This is a genomic window from Paenibacillus xylanilyticus, assembly GCF_047246825.1.
GTDB lineage: Bacteria > Bacillota > Bacilli > Paenibacillales > Paenibacillaceae > Paenibacillus > Paenibacillus xylanilyticus_B.
In genome coordinates this window covers 528,636-551,007 of record NZ_JBFOLB010000003.1, presented here as the reverse complement: position 1 = coordinate 551,007, position 22,372 = coordinate 528,636, and the positions used below count along the sequence as shown (strand labels likewise).

At 50.8% G+C, this 22,372-nt stretch carries 16 protein-coding genes; 13 read left to right on the top strand and 3 right to left on the bottom strand.

The window, feature by feature from the left end; translation table 11 throughout:
- Positions 1 to 225: 225 nt before the first annotated feature.
- The 7 genes from AB3N00_RS21785 (at position 226) to AB3N00_RS21755 (ending at position 13,545) form a co-directional block, all read left to right on the top strand.
- Complete coding sequence (locus AB3N00_RS21785) at positions 226 to 1,086, top strand: alpha/beta hydrolase (protein WP_413036460.1); 861 nt, start codon at positions 226 to 228, stop codon at positions 1,084 to 1,086.
- A gap of 142 nt (positions 1,087 to 1,228) precedes the next feature.
- Positions 1,229 to 2,014, top strand: coding sequence for a 2,3-dihydro-2,3-dihydroxybenzoate dehydrogenase (locus tag AB3N00_RS21780; RefSeq protein WP_413036459.1), 786 nt, complete (start codon positions 1,229 to 1,231; stop codon positions 2,012 to 2,014).
- Between the two features lie 23 nt (positions 2,015 to 2,037).
- Positions 2,038 to 3,381: an isochorismate synthase DhbC gene (gene dhbC, locus AB3N00_RS21775; RefSeq protein ID WP_413036458.1), complete on the top strand. Its 1,344-nt coding sequence runs from the start codon at positions 2,038 to 2,040 to the stop codon at positions 3,379 to 3,381.
- A gap of 3 nt (positions 3,382 to 3,384) precedes the next feature.
- Positions 3,385 to 5,001 (top strand): (2,3-dihydroxybenzoyl)adenylate synthase, encoded by a 1,617-nt coding sequence (locus AB3N00_RS21770; protein ID WP_413036457.1) that lies wholly within the window; start codon positions 3,385 to 3,387, stop codon positions 4,999 to 5,001.
- A gap of 61 nt (positions 5,002 to 5,062) precedes the next feature.
- Positions 5,063 to 6,058: an isochorismatase family protein gene (locus AB3N00_RS21765; protein ID WP_413036456.1), complete on the top strand. Its 996-nt coding sequence runs from the start codon at positions 5,063 to 5,065 to the stop codon at positions 6,056 to 6,058.
- A 14-nt stretch (positions 6,059 to 6,072) separates the two neighbouring features.
- Complete coding sequence (locus tag AB3N00_RS21760) at positions 6,073 to 13,296, top strand: amino acid adenylation domain-containing protein (protein ID WP_413036609.1); 7,224 nt, start codon at positions 6,073 to 6,075, stop codon at positions 13,294 to 13,296.
- Positions 13,297 to 13,308: 12 nt separating this feature from the next.
- Positions 13,309 to 13,545: an MbtH family protein gene (locus AB3N00_RS21755; RefSeq protein ID WP_413036455.1), complete on the top strand. Its 237-nt coding sequence runs from the start codon at positions 13,309 to 13,311 to the stop codon at positions 13,543 to 13,545.
- 125 nt (positions 13,546 to 13,670) lie between these two features.
- On the opposite strand, the gene AB3N00_RS21750 is transcribed toward AB3N00_RS21755, so the two are convergent.
- A complete protein-coding gene (locus AB3N00_RS21750; RefSeq protein ID WP_413036454.1) occupies positions 13,671 to 14,357 on the bottom strand; it encodes a 4'-phosphopantetheinyl transferase family protein in 687 nt (228 codons plus the stop codon).
- Between the two features lie 84 nt (positions 14,358 to 14,441).
- Positions 14,442 to 15,311: an arylamine N-acetyltransferase family protein gene (locus AB3N00_RS21745; protein ID WP_413036453.1), complete on the bottom strand. Its 870-nt coding sequence runs from the start codon at positions 15,309 to 15,311 to the stop codon at positions 14,442 to 14,444.
- 238 nt (positions 15,312 to 15,549) lie between these two features.
- On the opposite strand from AB3N00_RS21745, the gene greA reads away from it, so the two are divergent.
- From greA to rlmN, 3 genes are all read left to right on the top strand, one after another.
- Positions 15,550 to 16,029 (top strand): transcription elongation factor GreA, encoded by a 480-nt coding sequence (gene greA, locus AB3N00_RS21740; RefSeq protein WP_175396939.1) that lies wholly within the window; start codon positions 15,550 to 15,552, stop codon positions 16,027 to 16,029.
- 300 nt (positions 16,030 to 16,329) lie between these two features.
- A complete protein-coding gene (locus AB3N00_RS21735) occupies positions 16,330 to 17,685 on the top strand; it encodes a sodium-dependent transporter (RefSeq protein ID WP_413036452.1) in 1,356 nt (451 codons plus the stop codon).
- A gap of 178 nt (positions 17,686 to 17,863) precedes the next feature.
- Positions 17,864 to 18,958 (top strand): 23S rRNA (adenine(2503)-C(2))-methyltransferase RlmN, encoded by a 1,095-nt coding sequence (rlmN, locus tag AB3N00_RS21730; protein WP_413036451.1) that lies wholly within the window; start codon positions 17,864 to 17,866, stop codon positions 18,956 to 18,958.
- Positions 18,959 to 19,055: 97 nt separating this feature from the next.
- Here the strand turns inward: rlmN and AB3N00_RS21725 are convergent, their stop codons facing one another.
- Complete coding sequence (locus tag AB3N00_RS21725) at positions 19,056 to 19,496, bottom strand: GNAT family N-acetyltransferase (RefSeq protein WP_413036450.1); 441 nt, start codon at positions 19,494 to 19,496, stop codon at positions 19,056 to 19,058.
- 178 nt (positions 19,497 to 19,674) lie between these two features.
- Between AB3N00_RS21725 and AB3N00_RS21720 the strand changes: the two genes are divergently transcribed.
- From AB3N00_RS21720 to AB3N00_RS21710, 3 genes are all read left to right on the top strand, one after another.
- Positions 19,675 to 20,151 (top strand): MarR family winged helix-turn-helix transcriptional regulator, encoded by a 477-nt coding sequence (locus tag AB3N00_RS21720; protein ID WP_413036449.1) that lies wholly within the window; start codon positions 19,675 to 19,677, stop codon positions 20,149 to 20,151.
- 101 nt (positions 20,152 to 20,252) lie between these two features.
- Positions 20,253 to 21,371, top strand: coding sequence for a glycosyl hydrolase family 8 (locus AB3N00_RS21715; protein WP_413036448.1), 1,119 nt, complete (start codon positions 20,253 to 20,255; stop codon positions 21,369 to 21,371).
- A 114-nt stretch (positions 21,372 to 21,485) separates the two neighbouring features.
- Positions 21,486 to 22,361: a diguanylate cyclase domain-containing protein gene (locus tag AB3N00_RS21710; RefSeq protein ID WP_413036447.1), complete on the top strand. Its 876-nt coding sequence runs from the start codon at positions 21,486 to 21,488 to the stop codon at positions 22,359 to 22,361.
- The last annotated feature ends 11 nt before the right edge of the window (positions 22,362 to 22,372 follow it).

Sequence of the window (22,372 nt, the reverse complement as noted above, 5' to 3'; positions counted from 1 at the left end):
GTTTTCCAAGGTACAACAGGAGGGAGCTTTTGTTTTTGGCAAGACATCAATTCATTAAGAAGAATATGCAAATATGGAGATAATCAAAATGAATTCTGGATATCGTCCATGGGACAGCTGAAAGCACTCTTCTATAATTGGTAATGAGAATCAATCTCATAATAAATCGATACGATCTATTTACACATACGATGTAAGTTGAACAACGAGGAGGATCCATCCGTAATGACGTTTCAGCCCAATCAATCAGCCTCTGGGACATTTGATCAGATGGCAAGAAGTACGGTTCAGATTCCACGTGCTGAACAATGGACCATGAAATCACGAGCAGGAAGTCATGCCTATCAGATCATGGTGTTTCAACCCGCAGAAGCACCCCCGCCATCTGGATATCCGGTGATCTACCTGCTCGATGCCAATTCCGTATTCGGTACGATGGTGGAAGCGGTTCGTATACAAGGACGCAGGCCCGAGAAAACCGGAGCCGTCCCGGCTATCGTGGTTGGGATCGGATATCCGACGGCAGGTCCGTTCTCGCCACATCGGTATTACGATTTTACTCCGCAGGCCACGACGGAATATACCCATAAGTCTGATGGAACGCCTCTGCCGAAGCAGGGTGGAGCTGATGCGTTCCTGCAATTTATTGAAGAAGAGCTGAAGCCGGACATGGAGCAGCAGTTCAACATCGATCGCAGCAGGCAGGCCATTTTTGGTCATTCTCTTGGCGGGTTGTTCGTTCTGCACACACTGTTTACGAAACCGGATGCTTTTCATTATTACATTGCTGGCAGCCCTTCGCTTCATTGGAATCAGAAGGTGATGCAGGCGGAGGAACAGGGGTTCATCACAGGTCTGGAGCAGAAGCCAGTCAACGTCAAGGTCTGGATTGGCATGGGCGAACAGGAGAAGACGCATCCTGCACGCAACAATGACAAGGCATCAAGCTTAACGGAACGTTTATCTGCACTGAAACAGCCGGGGCTGGATATCAAATATACCGAATTTGAGGAAGAGAATCATGTCTCGGTGCTGCCGTTTCTGATTAGTCGTACGATCCGTTTTGCCTGCAGTCCGGAATCATAGGACAGAAGAAGGCAAGTTTTCGAACGAGCAGTTGGAAGGACTAAATCGCTTTTGGATTGGATGAGATGTCACCGGATGACTGAATGGGTTCAACGAGTTCATCAACTTTTAGCAGTACAGTGAGTCAGGGGAGGTACACATCGTGAGTTATACAGGGATTCATGGAAAAGTGGCTCTGGTTACCGGTGCAGCACAGGGAATCGGCGAAGCGGTGGCCAGGGCTCTGGCTGAGCAGGGTGTGATTGTGGCGGCAGTAGACATCCGGGAAGAGCAGCTGTATCAGCTGGTTGTGGATCTGAACAATCAGGGCCATCAAGCGGCTGCTTATCCTGCTGACATCACAAGTCGCGAGTCCGTGGACGATACCGTTCAGCGGATTGAAGCAACACTTGGACCGATTGGTATTTTGGTGAATGCCGCAGGAGTACTGCATACAGGTACAGTGGAAGCCTTGAGTGATGAGGAGTGGACAAAAACGTTCGATGTAAATACCCACGGTGTATTTTATATGTCCCGGGCTGTTATACGGAATATGGCGAGTCGCCATGCCGGAGCAGTGATTACCGTTGGCTCGAACGCATCCGGCGTACCCCGGATGTACATGTCAGCCTATGCGGCTTCCAAGGCGGCTTCAACCATGTTCACCAAATGTCTCGCTCTCGAATACGCGGAGCAGCATATCCGCTGCAATATTGTATCTCCAGGATCGACAGACACCCCCATGCAGAGGGCGTTGTGGCAGGATGAACAGGGTGCACAGGCCGTCATTGCAGGCTCACCGCAGGCATATCGTCTGGGGATACCGTTGAACAGGCTGGCACTGCCTGCCGATATCGCGGATGCGGTGCTCTTTTTGGCATCGGATCAAGCCAGACATATTACCATGCATGATTTGTGTGTGGATGGGGGCGCCACGCTCGGTGCCTGAATCAAGATAAGGAGATGATAAATATGTCAAAAGCGGGTGCAATCACTGCAACCTCCGCCTTACACCTTCTGGAACAATACCGGGAGGGGACGTCCTTTTTCTGGTCTTCACCGCAGCATACCTTGCTCGCTCAGGGTGAACGGATGAGATTTCCTGTATCAGCAGTTCAGCAGCAGGTGATATCCGACTCTTCAGGATCTTCAGGAACCCTAGATTATATCGATGGTGTACACGTTGCAGGAGTATCCTCTGTTATCGATCAGGTTAAAAAAATGATTCAGGAAGCACAGCAGTCTGGTGTTCGGAAACCCATCGTGGTAGGAGCGATACCTTTTGATCCACATCAATCTGCTCCCGAACTATATATCCCGGAAACGGTACAATGGGCAGACCCCCCAAGCCCGGCTGCGAACGGATCATATGAGAAACGGCCGGCAGCTACGGGTTGTGTAATCGATGAAGTGCCCGCTGCGGAGGTTTATCAACGGAGTGTCGATCATGTACTGAAGCAGATGGAGCAGGGTGAACTCGATAAGGTTGTGTTATCCCGCACACTGCATGTGACTTCAGAACATATTGTGAATACGCATCAGCTGCTGCGCAATTTGTTCAGGGATAACGCTCACGGATACACATTTGCCGTTCCAATGAGTAAACTGCCCGAGAGGAAAAGTATCATAACAACGGATAAATGCAATTCTGCTGAAGTGAATAAAGAGGGCAATCGTACGTTCATTGGAGCAAGTCCGGAGCTGTTGGTTACTCGAAAAGGCACCATGGTAAAAGCAAATCCGCTGGCAGGCTCTGCTGCCCGAAGCGATGATCCTGCGGAGGATCGTCGCCGCGCAGAGGCGCTGCTGGCCTCGGCCAAGGATCGGTATGAGCATGCCGTCGTCATTGATGCCGTTGCAGCTGCGATGCGTCCGCTCTGCAAACAATTATCCGTTCCGGCAGAGCCTTCCCTGATTCAGACAAACACGATGTGGCATCTGTCTACCGAGATTCATGGTGAGCTGTTGGATGAAGGCACATCATCACTGGAAGTGGCTTTTGCGCTTCATCCAACCCCGGCGATATGCGGAACGCCTGTACAAACGGCTAGAGAGGCCATTGGAGCACAGGAACCGTTTGATCGGGGGCTGTTTACCGGGATGGTTGGCTGGTGTGATTGTGAGGGCGACGGGGAGTGGGCCGTGACCATCCGCTGTGCGGAAGTGGAAGGCAATGCCCTCAAATTGTTCGCTGGGGCGGGCATTGTAGCAGGTTCTACAGCGGAAGCGGAACTGGCGGAGACCTCCGCCAAATTCAGAACCATGCTGCTTGCCATGGGTCTGGAATCCCCCGTATCCCGTTCGAAGGAGGAATAAATGATGCTGCCAGGATATCAGGCTTGGCCTGAGGAATTTGCAGAGCTTTATCGTCAGGAAGGTTGCTGGGAAGGCATTACATTTGGAGAAATGCTCCGGCAGCGTGCGAAGTTATATGGCAATCGTACTGCCATTATCAGCGATGAAGAGCACTTAACCTATGCAGAGCTGGACACACGAGTCGATCGGTTGGCGGCCGGGTTGTATGCCAAAGGAATACGGCAGTATGACCGCGTCATTATCCAACTGCCGAACATTGCGGCTTTTGTGGAGGCCGTTTTTGCTCTGTTTCGTCTGGGAGCCCTGCCGGTGTTCGCACTGCCTTTGCACCGCAAGAGTGAAATTGAGTACTTTGCCCGGTTCTCTCAAGCTGTGGCATACCTGATCCCGGATCAGGATGGAGGATTCGATTACCGCAAACTTGCAGAAGAAGTACAGGCAGAGGTACCGAGCCTCAGACATATCATCGTGGCGGGAGAGGCGGGTTCGTTCACTTCGCTCGAGGATATGTATACGGATCCCGATGACTTGCAGGATGGACCTGACTCTTCGGATGTGGCCTTTCTTCAGTTATCCGGTGGAAGCACCGGGCTGTCCAAGATGATCCCTCGCACCCATGATGACTATATCTACAGTTTGCGGAGAAGCGTGGAAGTCTGTGGACTCGGTCCGGAGAGCGTGTATCTGGCTGTTCTGCCTGTAGCGCATAATTACCCTCTGAGTTCACCAGGTATACTGGGCACGCTCTACGCGGGAGGTACGGTTGTGCTGTCACGGGGGTCGAGCCCGGATGAAGCTTTCCCGCTTATTAAGAAACACCAGGTGACCATCACGGCACTGGTGCCACCGCTTGCTCTGATCTGGTTGAACGCGGCTGCTGCCCGAGGGACCAAGCTGCCTTCTCTCCAGGTGCTTCAGGTTGGAGGAGCCAAATTCAGCGCTGAGGCGGCTGGGCGTGTCAAACCTGTCCTGGGCTGTACCCTGCAGCAGGTATTCGGCATGGCCGAGGGTTTGGTGAACTACACCCGTCTGGATGATCCTGAGCACATCATTATAAACACACAGGGCAAACCCATGTCCCCATATGATGAGGTACGGATCGTGGATGACGAGGACATGGAAGTGGAACAGGGGCAAGCCGGACATCTGCTGACCCGTGGGCCCTATACCATTCGCGGATATTACCAGGCTGAAGAGCATAATGCGAGGTCCTTCACCACAGACGGGTTCTATCGGACAGGAGATATTGCAAGCCTTACGCCAGAGGGTTACCTCATTGTGGAGGGGCGGGCAAAAGACCAAATTAACCGCGGTGGCGACAAGGTGGCAGCCGAGGAAGTCGAAAACCATCTGCTTGCTCATCCTGGTGTGCATGATGCAGCGCTGGTGTCCATGCCGGATGAATATTTGGGCGAGCGCTCCTGTGCATTTATCGTGCCCAGCGGTGAGATTCCTGCTGCAGCGGAGATCAAACTTTTTCTGCGCAATCGCGGCCTGGCAAGCTATAAAGTCCCGGACCGGATTGAATTTGTGCAATCTTTTCCCAAGACCGGCGTAGGCAAGGTGAGCAAAAAAGCGTTACGCGAGATGCTGACTGTGAAGCAACCCATACAACAATGATCATGATGCAAGGCAACAATGAAACTCCTTTGAACTAAATGACCTGAAAAGAGGGATATTCATGGCACTTCCAGTGATTAAGCCATATGCAATGCCTGTAGAGTCGGAGCTTCCGGTCAATAAGGTAACGTGGATGCCGGATGCGAAACGTGCAGTACTTCTAATTCACGATATGCAGCAATATTTCATGAATGCTTTTACGGCAGGGGAATCACCTGTAGTGGAGCTGATCAATCATATTGGGCAACTTCGTTCGAAGTGCCATGAGCTTGGCATTCCTGTCGTGTATTCTGCCCAGCCGGGTGGACAGACACCGGAGCAGCGCGGCCTGCAGCTGGACTTCTGGGGAGCAGGCATTGACGGGGGACCCACGCAAAAACAGATCATTGAATCGCTGGCACCCGCTCCTCAAGATACGTTTATGACCAAATGGCGCTATAGCGCCTTCCAGAAGACAGAGTTGCTTAGGCTAATGCAGGAACAGGGGCGAGACCAGCTGATGGTATGCGGCATTTATGCACATATCGGTTGTCTGATGACCTCCTGTGAGGCATTTATGCAGGATATTCAGGCATTCCTGGTTGCAGATGCGGTAGCTGATTTTTCAGCCGAAAAACACCGCATGGCGCTGACCTATGCATCCGAACGCTGCGCAGTAACGTTGACAACCGGGCGATTGCTTGAATCGCTTGATTCCTCTGTCCAAGGCACGGAGCCAATCAAGGCGGCCATTTCGGAGGGAAGGTCACATACTGCGGCAACATTGGAGACGTCAGGGACAAGTACAGACAGTGGGGTTGCGGCGAGGCTTGAATCATTGAGAGTACAGGTCGCCGAACTGCTGCAGGAGCAACCATCCCTGATCGGGGAGCATGATGATCTGATTGAGACATGGGGACTCGATTCCATTCGCATCATGAGTCTTGCTGAACGTTTCCGTATGGAAGGAGCAGAAGTAACTTTTGTTGATCTGGCCGAGCAGCCGACGTTAGCTTCATGGACAGTACTGCTGGATGAGCAGCCGCATAGGGCGCTGCCAAACGGAGATTACTTTTGAACGGGGCGGTGAACTTGCCGCAGCGTCGGAATGGCACGTGGTCCATGTCGGCCGCCCAGTCCGGGATTTGGTATGCACAGCAGCTGCATCCGGACAACCCCATGTACAATACAGGTGAATACGTGGTTATTCACGGCAGTGTGGATATAAAACAGTTTGAGCAGAGTGTTCGTCAAACCCTTTCGGAAGCGGAATCGTTAAATATGATTTACGGTGAGAACGAACATGGACCATGGCAGTCGCTGAACCAGAACCATGATGATTGGCCCTTTCATGTACTGGATGTCCGTGGGGAACAGGACCCACATGCAGCGGCCATGGCGTGGATGCAGCGGGATCTGGCCCGTCCCGTCGATCTTGGAATAGGACCGGTATTTACCGAAGCGTTGTTCCAGGTAGGCGAAGGATGCTATTACTGGTACCAGCGTGTGCATCACATTGCAATAGACGGATATGGCGTTTCGCTAATGACCCGAAGGGTAGCAAGTTTGTATACGGCAAGGATACAAGGTGAAACAGCTGAAAAGACCCTGAGGACAGGGGCGTTTGGCCCGTTATCTTCCGTTATTCAGGAAGACGAAGCCTACCTTGAATCTGCAGAGAGAGAGCGGGATCACAAGTTTTGGATGGAGCGGTATGCGGATGAACCGGACGTCGTAAGCTTGGGTGAGAAGGCATCACGCACAGCGGACTACTTCCTGCGGCAAAGTACTGAGCTCAAACAGCCCGATCGCGATCGTCTTCAGGCATCAGCAGCCCGGTACGGGGTGACCTGGCCTGACCTGTTTATTGCGGCAGCAGCCATTTATGTGCATCGAATCACCGGTACGACCGACGTGGTGCTGGCATTGCCAGTGATGTGCAGGCTCGGCTCGGCATCCTTACGTGTTCCAGGGATGGTTATGAACGTGCTTCCGCTGCGGCTAAATTTCGAACCTGACATGCGTTTGTCTTCCTTGACCGAACAGATTGTGCGGGAGATTCGGGCTGTGCGTAAGCACCAACGTTATCGGCATCAGGATCTGCGGCGTGATCTGAAGCTGCTCGGAGAGAACCGCCGATTGTTTGGACCGATGATCAATGTCATGCCATTTCATCATGAGCTGAATTTCGCTGGGCAGCGCGGGATGATTCATAACTTGTCTACGGGTCCGGTGGATGACCTGTCCATTCATGTCGTGGACCAAGGGCATGGTCATGGACTTCGTATTGATTTTGACGCTAATCCTTCGGTCTACAGTGAATCGGAATTGCTGAGCCATCAGCTCCGTTATTTGCAGCTGCTTGATTTGATGATGCAGGAAGGGATAGAAGAGCAGTACTTGGGTCAAATGGAATTGCTGCTTCCAACAGAGCGTGATCAGGTTCTGAAAGAATGGAATCAGACGGAGCACGCCGTACCTGAACGGAATTCGGCAGCGATGTTCGAACAGCAGGTTCGGCGAACGCCTTCGGCCACGGCAGTAACGTTTGAAGGCGAATCTCTGACCTACGCCGAGCTGAATGAGCGTTCAAACCATCTGGCCCATGAGCTGATCCAGCATTATCAGGTGGGACCTGAGCAGATTGTAGCCATTGCTCTGCCGCGTTCTCTGGAGGTCGTGGTTGCCATCCTGGCTGTTCATAAGACGGGAGCAGCATATCTGCCACTTGATCCTGATTATCCGGAAGAGAGACTGACTTACATGCTTGAGGATGCTAGTCCGGCATGCCTGGTCACGGTTAAGCACAATCTGTCCGGTCTGCCGAAAATGACTGACGTTCCCCTGGTGGTCATGGATGACCCGGAAGTTGCGTTAGAAGTCAGTCGCCAGTCCGGGAGCAATCCCGAACCAGAGGATCTGACAAAAGCGGCCTCGCCCCTGAATCCTTCCTATGTTATCTATACTTCAGGCTCAACGGGTAAACCCAAGGGCGTGGCGGTTACCCATCTGGGGCTGGCGAATCTGCTGGAGGATATGAAGCTAAGATTGAAGGTTGGTCCGCAGGATCGCTGGTTATCAGTCACTACGATTGCTTTTGACATTTCTGTTCTGGAAGTGTTTCTGCCCCTTACGACAGGAGCAAGGCTTGATCTGGCTCACAAAGAAACCATTCTTGATCCGGTGGCGCTGGCTGCCCAGATGAGAGGGCAAGGAACAACAATTATGCAAGCCACGCCAACATTGTGGCAATCTCTGGTGACCAGCAAGCCTGGCTCGTTCGATGGTCTGACGGTCATTACCGGTGGAGAGGCTCTCTCGGAGGAATTGAAGCTTTCTTTGCAGGAAATGGGTTGCCGCGTTAATAACCAGTACGGTCCGACGGAGACCACGATTTATTCCACAGCTGCCGCCATGGCGCTTGAATCAACGGGTAAACCTTCCATTGGCGGACCGGTTCGAAATACACAGCTGTATGTGCTGGATCAGGGTCTGAATCTTGTCCCTCCGGGAGTTGCCGGGGAACTGTATATCGCAGGGGATGGGCTGGCTCGCGGTTATTTGGGAAGACCTGATCTGACTGCCGAGCGATTTGTAGCCAATCCGTTCGGACAAGCGGGCAGCCGCATGTACCGTACAGGAGACTTGGCGAAATGGCTGCCCGATGGTTCAATCGACTATCTGGGCCGAGCAGATCACCAGATCAAGATCAGGGGTTTCCGTATCGAATTGGGAGAGATTGAATCCGTAATTTCCAGATATCCGGGTGTAGCCCAGGTTACTGTAATGGCACGTGAGGATCAGCCGGGAAATCAACGGCTGGCTGCATATGTTGTTCCAGAATCCGCATATTCGCCAGGATTGGATCTGTCATCGCTTCGGGCGTACGTGGCAGATGAACTGCCGGATTACATGGTGCCGTCTGCATTCATGAACCTTTCCGAAATGCCGCTGACTCCTAATAAAAAGATTGACCGCAAGCAGCTTCCTGTTCCTTCCGTACTGTCACATGCGAATGGGCGGGAGGCGCGGACGCCTCAGGAGGAGATCCTGTGCAGTCTGTTCGCTGAGATTCTGGGTGTTGCTCGTGTAGGTATTGACGATGATTTCTTCGAACTGGGTGGTCATTCCCTGCTTGCAGGTCGAATAACGGCTCGGATTCGGGATGTATTTGGCGCGGAGCTGAATATTGGCAGTGTATTTGAGTCACCGACTCCAGCAGGCCTCGCCAAGAGGCTGGATCAGGCGAAGTCAGGCAGACCCGTGATGCAGCCTGTTCCACGCCAAGGTGACATTCCTCTCTCCTTTGCTCAGCGGCGTCTGTGGTTCCTGTATTGTCTGGAAGGCCCAAATCCTACGTATAATATTCCGCTCGTGGCTAGGTTGTCAGGGAAGCTCAATGTACATGCGCTTCAAGCCGCGGTTCAGGACATTGTTGATCGTCATGAAACGTTGAGAACGCTATTTCCGCCAGAGTTTGGTTCAGCAAGTCAAACCATTCTGGATGCAACTGACGTTCGTGTGAATCTCCATATCAGAGAAGCTGTGGAGGAGCTGGATGAACTTTTGACGGAGGCTTCCCGTTACAGCTTCAAGCTCTCGAGTGAACCAGGCATTCGTGCCGAGCTGTTCTCATCAAGCGAGGACGAGCATGTGCTGTTGTTACTGCTTCATCATATTGCCGGAGATGGCTGGTCCCTGTCGCCGTTGATGCGGGACTTGTCTCAAGCATATACGGCACGTGCTCAGGGGTCAGCACCTTCCTGGGAACCTCTGCGCATTCAATATGCCGATTACGCGGTGTGGCAGGAGAGACTGCTTGGCGATGAAGGCCAGCCGGACAGCCTGATAGCCAGGCAGCTTGAATTCTGGACCCGTGATCTGGAAGGCTTGCCGGAGCAAGTGACGTTTCCAGCCGATTATCCACGCCCAGTTGTCTCCACCTACCGAGGCGGGACGATCCCTTTTACCATTCATCAGAAACTGCATGAGCAGCTCATGACCATAGCCAGGGAAAACAAAGTCAGTCTCTTCATGGTGCTGCATACGGTATTGTCGGTCCTGCTTACACGTATGGGAGCGGGTACGGACATTGCGATTGGGACGCCAATTGCCGGACGAAGCGATGATGCACTGGACGAAGTGGTAGGCATGTTTATCAACACGCTTGTGCTGCGTGCAGATACATCAGGGGATCCGACGTTCCGGGAGCTGCTGGCACGTGTGCGTGAGGTGGATTTGGCGGCTTACGAACATCAGGATCTGCCTTTTGAGCGCTTGGTTGAGGTGTTGAATCCGTCCAGATCCCGCTCCAAGCACCCGCTCTTCCAGGTGATGCTGGTTCTGCAAAATACGCCAGACATTCAGCTGGATCTGCCTGGTGTTGCATCGCAAACGAGTATGCACGGCGTAGGCTCATCCAAATTCGATCTGACCCTGGAGTTCACTGAACAACGTGAGCATAACGGTTCCCCAGCAGGGATCGAAGGGGTGCTGGAATACAGCATGGACCTCTTCCGGGAGTCTACTGCGGCTGAACTTGTGGTTCGATTGATCCAGGTGCTGGAGGAGGCCGTACAGCAGACGGATGAGCGAATTAGCCGCTTTAATGTGATAACACCTACAGAGCGTGCACATTTGGAGCAGGAATGCACGTTAACAGCGAATGAAGCATCTGAATCCGGGCTGACCATTGCCGAACGGTTTGAAATTCAGGCAGCGGTCAATCCGGTTGCACCAGCCGTGTGCTTAGGGGAAACGGTCATTAGCTATAAAGAGCTCAATGCAAGAGCAAACAGGCTGGCAAGATTGCTGATCTCAGAAGGTGTGGCTCCCGAGCAGATGGTTGCTCTGGCATTGCCCCGTTCCATTGATATGGTTATTGGAATTCTGGCCGTGTTAAAAGCTGGCGCTGCCTATCTGCCACTTGATCCAAATTATCCAACGGACCGATTGACGCATATGCTGACAGACGCAGCTCCGAGCGTGATGATTACGAATTCGGAAGTGGAGTCCCTGCTTCCTCCGATGGAAGCTGTACAATCTATGAACTTGGATGATTTAGAAATGATGCAGAGGCTGGCTGTTCAGGATGAACGAAATCCGGCAGATGGTGAACGCAATGGACGTGTATCTCATCTTAGTCCGGCTTATATGATCTACACCTCGGGTTCCACTGGCAAACCCAAGGGAGTGGTCATCCCTCATGCCAATGTAATCCGGTTATTTGAGGCAACACAGCATTGGTTCCAGTTTGAAGCCAGTGATGTATGGACGTTATTCCATTCTTATGCATTTGACTTCTCGGTCTGGGAAATCTGGGGCCCACTGCTCCATGGAGGGCGGGTGGTCGTTGTACCGCATGACATTAGTCGCTCTCCAGGGGCATTTCTGCAGCTTCTTGCCGAGCAAAAGGTAACGGTGTTGAATCAGACCCCGTCGGCGTTCTACCAACTCATGCAGGCAGATCGGGAACATCCGGAATGGGGACAGAAGCTTGGGCTCCGTTATGTGATCTTTGGAGGAGAGGCACTAGAGCTCGGGCGTTTGGAAGATTGGTATGAGCGCCACTCAGACGCTGCACCAAAACTGATTAATATGTATGGCATCACAGAGACCACGGTTCATGTCAGTTATCAGGAGCTGCATGCAGGCAGCGCCGCGGAAGGAGCCAGCAGCTGGATCGGCTGCGCCATTCCGGATCTTCGGGTATATGTGCTCGATGATCATCTGCAGCCAGTGCCTGCAGGAGTGACGGGTGAGATGTATGTGGCCGGGGCAGGCCTTGCCCGAGGTTATTGGGGCAGACCGGATCTTACGGCAGAGCGATTCGTTGCAGATCCATACGGTCCGGCAGGAAGCCGCATGTACCGGACGGGAGATTTGGCGAAAAGACTCCATGATGGTTCGCTGGATTATTTGGGCCGGGCCGATCAACAGGTGAAAATCCGTGGTTTCCGCATTGAGCTTGGTGAAATTGAAGCTGTACTCGTTCGACATTCCGATGTTGCTCAGGCTGCTGTCATTGTCCGCGAAGACCAGCCGGGAGATAAACGCCTTGTGGCGTATATTGTTCCAGCCTCGAAGACCGGTTCAGGACCCGAATCTGCTGCACTTCGTCTTCATGCGTCAGCAAGTCTCCCAGATTACATGGTTCCATCAGCGTTTGTGACGATGGGGGCCATACCGCTCACCGCCAACGGCAAGCTGGATCGTAAAGCATTGCCTATACCGGAAATGCAGTTGACTTCCGGTGGCCGGGCACCGCGTAACCCGCAAGAGCAGATTCTGTGTGATCTGTTTGCCGAAGTACTGGGATTGCGCAGTGTCAGTATTGATGATGGTTTCTTCGAACTGGGTGGACACTCGCTGCTTGCTGTTCGTTTGATGAGCCGTATTCGCGAGGCCATGGGCAAGGAGCCGGGGATTGGCGTTTTGTTTGAAACGGCGACTGTTGCCGGACTGGCCGAGCGACTCGAAATGGACTCGGATACGGGGAAAGGCTCTCTTCAGGTGCTGCTGCCTCTTCGCACACACGGAGCGCAGCTCCCCTTGTTCTGTGTCCATCCTGCAGGAGGATTAAGCTGGTGTTATGCCGGATTGATGAAACATCTGGGTATGGAATACCCGATTTACGGATTGCAGGCTCGCGGGATTGCCGAGTACGAGACCCTTCCGGCTACGCTGGAGGATATGACTGCAGATTACATCCGTCATATTCGGTCAGTGCAGCCTGTGGGACCTTACCGCCTGCTGGGCTGGTCTCTTGGAGGCAACGTTGCTCAGGCCATGGCTGTACAGCTTCAGTCCGAAGGAGAAGAGGTGGAGTTCCTGGCCATGTTGGACGCCTATCCAAGTCATTATCTCCCGATTCGCGGGGAACCGGATGAAGAGGAGGCCCTTACTGCCTTGCTTGCATTGGGCGGATATGATCCTGACAGTATTGGAGATGGTCCGCTGGATATGGCGACAGCCATGCGCATTCTGCGCAGTGAAGGCAGTGCACTGGCCAGTCTGGATGAGGAAACGATCCTGAAGCTGCGGAAAACCTATGAAAATTCCGTGCGGATCCTGGGGGCTTACACGCCTTCCCGATTCGAAGGAGATCTGATCTTCTTCCGCTCAACCATTATTCCAGACTGGTTCGATCCGATTGATCCAGAGATGTGGGATGCCTATATTGGAGGCCGCATGGAACGGCATGATATTGCCTGCCGTCACAAGGATCTATGCCAGCCTGGACCACTGGCGGAAATATGCCAGACGCTGACAGCCAAGCTGGAGATGCTGAACCAGCACCAAGTTCATCTTAAATAGGAGGATAAGCCGATGAGCAACCCTTTTGAGCAAGAAGACAGCAATTATCTGGTATTAATCAATGAGGAGGGCCAATACTCACTCTGGCCCGCATCCATTTCGGTTCCCTCAGGCTGGATCCAGATGCTGGGCAAGGCGAAACGCCGGGTATGTCTCGATTACATTGCCGAGCAGTGGACCGACCTGAAGCCTTTAAGTCTCTGTGATGAAACGGGTATGCCAGGGGTGGTTCATGAGGCTGGCGGATGATTAGTTATTCTGCCAATGTTTAAAACTGCTAAAATTCGTTTTTGCATGATTGAAGTCTACAAAGCCCCTGACGCAATGTCAGGGGCTATTAGCATGGTTATGGTATCGTCATGAAATGAAGCTCCCTAGATTGAATCTTGATATAGCTCTTCGATGGTAATCACATCAGGTTGAGTGGGGAGTTCCATTTCTGCGGAACAGGCAGCTGCCAGCATATGACCTTCATCCAGACGCTGGCTGAGAAAACGATAGGCTGCGGCTTCGGGACAATGCCAGATTCCGTCGCTGCTGCGAAGCATGGAGAAGGAGTCCAGCGGCATGGATAATCCCATGCCAACAGCTTTGATATAGCTTTCTTTCAGCGTCCATAGTCGATAAAAGGTTTCCATCTGTTGTTCTGCGGGCTCTGCTGCCAGATGGCTGCTCTCCCTTGGCGAGAAGAAGCGTTCTGCGATCTTCATGTCGATAGGCGCTATTTTCTCCACATCCACGCCCAGTGAATTGCTGCCTCCCGAGATCATTGCAACCCAATCACCGGAATGTGATAGATTGAAGGGCAGGTTAGGATGGCTGGTGAGGGATGGTTTGCCGTAGGAATTGCGAATAAAAGAAAGTTCGTCAGGCTTTCTTCCCGTCAACTTCCCCAGAGTCACACGAGCTAAAACCTCACCCAATACAGAACGGTAGGCATCTGCCTGATGTATAAAACGCGAAGCCTGCTGCCGCCGCTCATCCGAGACGAGCGACAAGAATGCATCCCAATATTCCTTTGATATTTCTGCGGGAATACGCAGAATTTGAATAGTTATCATCAATTATCACCTGACGATATATTCGGCATGTGTTGTGAACTTCCCTTTTTATCCACCTGTTCCCTCAGCCAACATCTGTTTTACTTAAACCGATTGCGTTCTCTTCCACACCTCGTGTGCAGTTCGAATGCGTCCCCACATCTCTCTGCGTTCCAGTTCACTGTATCGTACAAGCGGTTCATGGAAGGTCGCCTCCAATAAGTCTCTCCACTCCGCATAGCTCTGGATCTCGGTCTTTTCAATACCTTCGATGCTATGGGTTCGCAGCATACATCCGCGCAGTTCGCTGCTAACTACAGCATCTCTTTGACGAAGAAGGAAAACGTTGTGCCAGGGCGACTCGGCAGATTGACTATAGAATTCATGCTTTGGGATGAACTCATCCAGGGTGTTAACCACCTCGGGGGCATAGTCCACGCCCTCACTGGGTCCATTCGGTTCATATTCGAGACGCCATCCCCCAGAAGCAACAGCAGAAGATGTTAAGTTGTAGGTAAAGGGTGCTGCTCCGTAGGTTCCGAAACGAAGTGGCAGAGGCTCAAAGGGCATGCCGCCCAGACCTACATCAACAATCCAGTGCTTAGCCTCCGATTCATTCTCCGGCAGTAGTACAGTCAGCCCAAGATGAAACGAGTTCACTCGCGGCTGCTCGCCATGGGGCTGAACTCCGGCCCGATGCCACTGTACTGCATAGCCAAGTGAACGAAGCAGGAGGCTGAATGCACCGTTCAGATGAAAACAATATCCACTGCGTCCTTGCAGAATAAGTTGGACTGAATTCGCAGGATGAATCCCCTCGGGACGTCCAGCAAAAATATCTATCGTTTGCCAAGAGAGATACTGCACGTGTGCACGATGGAGTTCGGACAAAAACTCCAGTGTTGGTGGTTTAATATGATCAATGCCGATCCTTTTCAGGTAGGACATCAGATCCGAATGTGTCAATGTGTCCAAGCGGAATCACCTCCAATCAATTCGTTGGCCACTGTAAATGCAAGCAGCTGGCCATGAGTTTATTTTAGGAGCGGAAAGTTCAAAAGGATACGTAAAATTGCCTTGATTGTACCGGTACAGTTATATGGCGATAAACGTAAATAAACGAGGGATGAATTTCTTTTTCTCGGGTATGTTAACCGTTTGGAGTGGATATAGGTTAGAATATAGATAGAAAGCAGGATTAGGAGATGGAAAAATGGCTAATGATGAAGTAATTTTGACACAGGAAGGCTTGGAAAAGCTGGAGGACGAACTGAGGGAATTGAAGACGGTGAAGCGTAAAGAGTTGGCCGAGCGTCTGAAGCTTGCGATCAGTTACGGTGACCTGAAGGAAAATAGTGAGTATCATTCAGCCAAAGATGATCAGGCATTTATGGAAACCCGCATTTTGATTCTGGAGAAGATGCTGACCAAGGCAAGAGTCATTACTTCGGATAATGTGGATTCCAACAAAGTAAGCATTGGCTCAACAGTGCTGCTTAATGATATTGAATTTGCAGAAAAGATTGAATACCAAGTAGTCGGCCCAGCCGAAGCCGATGTTGCGAACAACAAGATTTCCTACGAAAGCCCTCTCGGCAAGGAAATTATGGGCAAAGAAGTGGGCAGCGTCATTCATGTAAATGCGCCGATGGGCGTCATCAAATATGAGTTGCTTGAGATTAAATCGCTCTAATTGAAGATTGGAGAAGGGTTACGTTGCTGCCATGGGTATGGCAAGCGTGATCCTTTTTTTTGTGCATGTAAACGGTAATTTAGAGGGTTAGATGAAGTCTTCTTTCCTTACAGGATTGGCCTTAGGGTTGGAGGGTCCAAATTTGTCCCATACTGTAATGTAGGTGGAATGCAGAATAAGAATCTATCTGACACTAGATGTAAATAAATAACATTTCGATAAATTTCGATTTTCGAATGACCTGACACGAGGACTGTTATATAATAACGGGAAAACTTTAGAACAGATGGAGTAGATACGATGAATTTTAGTAAGCCAAACCTGGAGCAAGACAATACTGGCAAAGGTGAGCGCTTCTCGCGCGCCGGGTTTATTCTAGCCGCCATCGGTAGTTCGGTCGGTCTAGGAAACATGTGGAAATTCCCGTATATTACGGGAGAAAACGGGGGAGCTGCGTTTTTCCTGCTCTTCATCGTGTGTCTGCTGCTTATTGGTCTGCCTGTTCTCCTTGCGGAGCTTGCCATTGGACGAAGTGGCAGAGGGAGTGCGGCTACGGCCTTTATCAAGGCTGGTGGACATAAGGGCTGGCTTGCGGCAGGCTTATTGCAAGTACTGACGCCGTTTATCATTCTTTCCTTTTACGTCATCATTGCGGGCTGGACGCTGCAATATGCAATTACGTCCTTCAGCGGCACCCTGTATAACAATCCGGATTATGCCGGACAGTTCGGTGACTTTGTAGGCGGCTATATGCCGATTGTGTGGCAGCTGGTAGCCGTTCTGATTACGGGCTGGATTGTTGCCAAAGGGATATCCAACGGAATTGAGAAGTTCAATAAGGTACTGATTCCGGCGATGCTCGTCCTGCTCATTATCCTGATGGTCCGTGCGGTAACATTGCCGGGAGCTGGCGCGGGAGTTTCCTTCTTTCTGAATCCTGACTTCTCACAGCTGACGACTGAATCGGCGCTTGTTGCTCTTGGACATGCCTTTTTCTCCCTGTCATTGGGGATGGGTATTCTCGTAACATATGGTTCGTATGTGGATAAAAATCAATCACTCGGTGCGGCAACCGTCGCTGTAGGTGCGGGTGATCTGATCTACGCATTCATCGCCGGTCTGATCATTTTCCCAACGACGTTCTCGTTTGGCATTGCACCGGACCAGGGGCCATCGCTCATCTTTGTAGCTCTTCCGGCTGCTTTCTCGGCGATGCCGCTCGGGTTCCTGTTTGGTGGACTATTCTTCATCCTGCTGGCGATCGCGGCATTGACGTCGGCGGTATCCTTGCTGGAAGTTCCGGTTAAATATTTCATGGAACGTCTGTCCTGGAGCAGAAGCCGTGCGGTATGGATTATCTCACTGGCTGTCTTCATCGTAGGTCTGCCTTCCGTACTATCGCTCGGTTTGTTACCTGAATGGACGATTGGGTCGAAAAGTGTATTCGACTGGATGGACTTCGTGGCATCCAACATCATGCTTCCGGTAGGTGGATTGCTGGTCACCATTTTCGCAGGGTACTTCTGGAAAACGGCAGCGGAAGCATCCGGTCTGAATGCAGGCTGGTTCCGGATCTGGCTGTTCATGCTGCGTTACGTGGCACCCATCCTGGTCATTCTCGTACTGCTGCACACATCGGGAATCATCCACTTCTAAACATGAAGATCAGGTAGGGATGAACGGTGTCCATTGTGCAGATTTGCCATAGATAAAACCTCTTGGAAGAAATGCAAAAGCCCTTGTGTTCCCTCGTTAATTTTGGGACAATACAGAGTAGAGGTTTTTTGATAAGACCGATAAGCCATATGCTTTTTTGCGAAAAGAGGACTATACAATGAACAAATCATCCATTTATGGATTAACATTAGAGCAACTGCGTTCCTGGCTGCCGGAGCACGGGCAGAAGAAATCCCGCGCTTCCCGCATCTGGGAATGGTTATATCAGGAGCGCGTACATGATTTCCCCGAGATGACCGATGTCCGTCAGGAATGTTTGGATGTTCTCTCGGAGCACTTTACCATGAACTCGCTGAGTGAACATGTGAAGCAGGAGTCGGCAGACGGTACAGTGAAGTTTCTGCTGCGGATGCAGGACGGCAACCTGATTGAGACCGTATTGATGCGGCAGAAATACGGACTTACCGTATGTGTAACCACCCAAGTGGGCTGTAATATCGGCTGCAGCTTCTGTGCGAGCGGGCTGATCAAGAAAAGCCGTGACTTGTCCGCTGGAGAAATTGTGGAACAGATCATGCATGTGCAGCGATATCTCGATGCAGCTGGTCAAGCCGAACGGGTGACGAACGTTGTCGTGATGGGTATTGGCGAACCGTTTGACAATTTCCAGAACATGAGTGACTTCATCGAAGTCATCAAGGATCGCAAAGGACTGGCGCTTGCCGCCAAACGGATTACCGTGTCCACGAGTGGTCTGCCTGACAAGATCAAGGAATTTGCAGACAGCAGTTTGCAGGTCAACCTGGCCATCTCTTTACACGCACCGAATAACGAATTGCGCACTCACATCATGAAGATCAACCGGGCCTTCCCGATTGAACAGCTGATGGACGCAGTCGATTATTATCTGGCTACCACGAACAAACGCATCATGTTCGAATATATTCTGCTTCGTGATGTTAATGATCAGCGGGAGCATGCCGCTGAGCTGGCTGAACTGCTGTCCAGCCGTAAAAGTATGGTCAGCGTGAATCTGATCCCATACAATCCGGTCGATGAGCACAGTCAATATCAGCGGAGTACGGAAGAATCCATTCTGGGCTTCTATGATACGCTCAAGAAAAATAACATCAACGCAACGGTACGCATGGAACATGGTACCGATATCGATGCCGCCTGCGGACAATTGCGCAGCAAACAGATGAAAAATAATGCCGCTGAATCTCAACCGGGCCGTCTGGCATTGGGATAACCGATTCTTGAAATGAGTTTACGGCACGGTAAAGCATAAGCAGACAAAACGCCTCCGTATCTCACTGAGAAGTGAGTACAGAGGCGTTTTTTGATATCTATTTCAGCATTTTGGTCATCAACAGATGAGGAATGCCATCTTCCATAAACACGTCTGAGGCTGCCGCATAACCAAGACGCTCATAGAACCCCGAGGCTTGCACCTGGGCGTGCAGCTTGGCCTTCTGAAGCCCTTGATCCAGAGCCATTTGTTCCAGTTTGTCGATCAGCACCCGTCCGAGGCCGTGTTTGCGGTAATCCAGCATCACGCAGATCCGTTCCAGCTTGGCAACATTCTCGACCACACGCAGCCTGGAGGATGCGGCGGGTACACCGTCCACGTAAACTAGAATATGGCGGGCTTCCGTGCCCAGCGCATCATACGCATCAAATTCATCTTCTGCAGGAACCCCCTGCTCTTCCACAAAGATGGCGGTGCGGATTGCGAAGCAAGCGTCGAGCAATTCCTGGTTATTAACTTCAACAACGGTGGTATTCATGAATGTTCTCCTTTGGCCGATAGTAATGTCATTCAGGCATGATAAACTGGTACAAAAGCAAAATAGGATACTCCAAAATGATAAGGTCATTATAGTTCATTTTTAAGATGAATTAAATGTAGTTATATCACTAATTATGTTGCGAATGCAACAAAAATGATAAGAGGGCGTGTGTACAATGACTGAGAAAAAAGAAGTGCTGCGCGAGATTGGCATGATAGCGCGCTGTTTGGATTCCATCAGCAATGTCGAATTTCAACATCTGAACCTCTCCCGTGGACAGTATCTGTATCTGTATCGCATATGTGAGAACCCTGGCATCATTCCCAACCAGCTGGCTGAATTGATCAAAGTGGACCGGACCACAGCAGCCAGAGCGATCAGCAGGCTGGAATCGGATGGCTTTATCATCAAGAAGGCTGCATTGGGTAATAAGAAGAACAAGCAATTATATCCAACGGAGGCTGGACTCGACGCATGGGCCTTCATTCGGAGAGAAGGTGTGCATTCCGATCAGGTAGCCCTGGAGGGACTGACAGAAGAAGAGATTCAGCTGGCCGTTAATCTTCTGCGCCGGATGCGTCACAATATTGAAGTTGACTGGAAGTTTGTCAAAAAGGGCGGCCGTCGGGCCTACATGAATGAGTCCGAATGAGCAGACCCCATATCCTTGATACCTACATCCCAGACCTTAGCCGATCTCATTTCAAGGAGAAGAATGGTTTTTCCACAGATTTAATAGCACAGGAGGAAATCATGAAGAGCATCAAGCGAAGAAGATGGACATGGCTAGTCGTGATACTCGTTGCTGCAGCAAGCATTGTGGCCTTGTCATTCCTGTTCAAGAAGGAGAGGTTTGTGATGAACGAAATATCCCCTACGGTTTCATTTGTCCAGAATCATATGACCAATCCGAACGGTACACTGGCATCCTATTTGCAGGATGCTGCTTCCGAGCAAGCCGATATTGTGGCCGGCAGAGAGGCCTTGTCGGAATCACTTGGGTTGTGGATGCAATATGCGGTTGCCAAGAATGATCAGGCATTGTTTGAACAGAGTTATGAACTGCTGACGACCTATTTCCTGATGCCCCAGAAATATATTGCCTGGAAGCTGGATACGGAGGGGAAATCTCATGTGACCACCAATGCGTTGGGTGATGATTTTCGAATTGTAGACGCCTTATTGAAGGCTGCAGACCAATGGGAGCAGGGTAGAGAAGCGAAATTGGCCACCGCCGCCGAAATATCCCGTACCTTGAATCAATCGGTTCAGAATGAAGGGTATTTTGTTGATTTCCATGATTTCAAAGGCGGGTATTCTCCGGATACATTAAGTTTGGTATATGTAGATTTGCCGGCACTCCAACAGATGGAACAACATGAAATGCTGCAGTCCGGGACGTACGCGAAGTACGAGTATCTGCTTAGAAGCATGCCGGACGACGGAATATTTTATCCCAAAACGTTCAACGTAGTAACCAAAGCGTATACATATGACGACAAGGTAAACCTCATCGATCAGCTCATCGTTGCGAATCATTTAACCTCGACAAATCGGAAACCGGACAGGCTTATTGCTTTTTTGAAAAAGGAATTCGAAACCCGTCATCAGTTGCCTGGACAGTATGAACGTATCAATCGTACACCTGGTGTAGCCTATGAATCGCCCTCCGTTTATGGACTTGCCATATTGCTTGCTGTACGGACAGGTGATCCCAAATGGGCCAAACAGCTGTATAACCATATGATCACCATGCGCAGTCAGGATACGAATTATCCAGGTGGATATGTATTCGAAGGGAATACCCATATGTTCGATAATCTGTTCCCCTTGCTTGGAGAGACAGAATTACAGAAGTTCCTGAGAAAGTAATCATTCTGTCATTTTATTTGGGTATAGATGTGGTAGGATACAAATGTCTATCTATGTCATAATTTGGCGGAAAAACGTGGGAACATAACTTAAAACATCGGAGAGAAGGAAATTATGAGGAACAAAGCACCTATTCGTCGGATCGCATGGGGATATGCCAGTCTGATCGGATTAGCAGTAATTCAGCAGCTCGTCATTTATCTTAAAATTTACATGAACCAGAGCTTCACCACACTGGACGTCATATTCAGCATTGTGTCACTTGGCGCGCTGGTCCTTGGTTTTGTGATCCCTGTCGGAGTGTCTGTCGTCGCCGGGTTTGTATACTTGGTTTCTTACTTTGTATGGCTCGTGACCTATGCCGATGCGAATGTGCTGACGTTCTCATGGTGGCTTTTGATTCCGGCCAATGTGGCAGTTGCTGCTTTTATTAAAGCAAGCTTGGTCCGCAGTGCCCGTGTCATGGAGCGGCTTCAGGAGCTGCAGGACCGCAATCCGGAGCTCGATCTGGATACGACCCTTGGCAACAAGGATGCCTTGGCGGATACCGTTATTAAGCAAAGTAACCTGGCAAGAAGGTACTCCGAGCAGTATGGATTCAGCATGGCCATGTTCAAAATTGAATTTTTGCCACTGGTCCTGGAGTCACTCGGATCTATTCGGTATGCGCAGTTTCTGCTTGAGTTGTCGAATACGATCCAGAAGCAAATTCGGTTCGAGGATTATAAATTTTTTGTAGATCGGGGACGTTTCGTCATTCTCTGTCCGATGACCAATGTGGAGTATTTGCCTGTGCTTACAGAGCGGATCAAAAAAGCCATGATGGACCTTCAATTTATAGATAAAAAGGGAAATGAGCTGCAGACGGTCATTCGATCAGGTGCTCTTGTTTTTCAGAAGGAACAGTTCAGCAAATATGAGGATATTGATGCCGTTATTGCTGCGCTTGAACGGAACACAGAGACAGATCTCATTGGAGAATACATCTAGATGCAGGAGGA

Coding starts and splice junctions, on each gene's coding strand:
- AB3N00_RS21770 (WP_413036457.1), top strand. CDS start 3,385: ATGCTGCCAGGATATCAGGCTTGGCCTGAGGAATTTGCAGAGCTTTAT.
- AB3N00_RS21725 (WP_413036450.1), bottom strand. CDS start 19,496: ATGAATACCACCGTTGTTGAAGTTAATAACCAGGAATTGCTCGACGCT.
- AB3N00_RS21755 (WP_413036455.1), top strand. CDS start 13,309: ATGAGCAACCCTTTTGAGCAAGAAGACAGCAATTATCTGGTATTAATC.
- AB3N00_RS21785 (WP_413036460.1), top strand. CDS start 226: ATGACGTTTCAGCCCAATCAATCAGCCTCTGGGACATTTGATCAGATG.
- AB3N00_RS21720 (WP_413036449.1), top strand. CDS start 19,675: ATGACTGAGAAAAAAGAAGTGCTGCGCGAGATTGGCATGATAGCGCGC.
- AB3N00_RS21715 (WP_413036448.1), top strand. CDS start 20,253: ATGAAGAGCATCAAGCGAAGAAGATGGACATGGCTAGTCGTGATACTC.
- AB3N00_RS21765 (WP_413036456.1), top strand. CDS start 5,063: ATGGCACTTCCAGTGATTAAGCCATATGCAATGCCTGTAGAGTCGGAG.
- AB3N00_RS21710 (WP_413036447.1), top strand. CDS start 21,486: ATGAGGAACAAAGCACCTATTCGTCGGATCGCATGGGGATATGCCAGT.
- AB3N00_RS21735 (WP_413036452.1), top strand. CDS start 16,330: ATGAATTTTAGTAAGCCAAACCTGGAGCAAGACAATACTGGCAAAGGT.
- AB3N00_RS21750 (WP_413036454.1), bottom strand. CDS start 14,357: ATGATAACTATTCAAATTCTGCGTATTCCCGCAGAAATATCAAAGGAA.
- rlmN (WP_413036451.1), top strand. CDS start 17,864: ATGAACAAATCATCCATTTATGGATTAACATTAGAGCAACTGCGTTCC.
- greA (WP_175396939.1), top strand. CDS start 15,550: ATGGCTAATGATGAAGTAATTTTGACACAGGAAGGCTTGGAAAAGCTG.
- dhbC (WP_413036458.1), top strand. CDS start 2,038: ATGTCAAAAGCGGGTGCAATCACTGCAACCTCCGCCTTACACCTTCTG.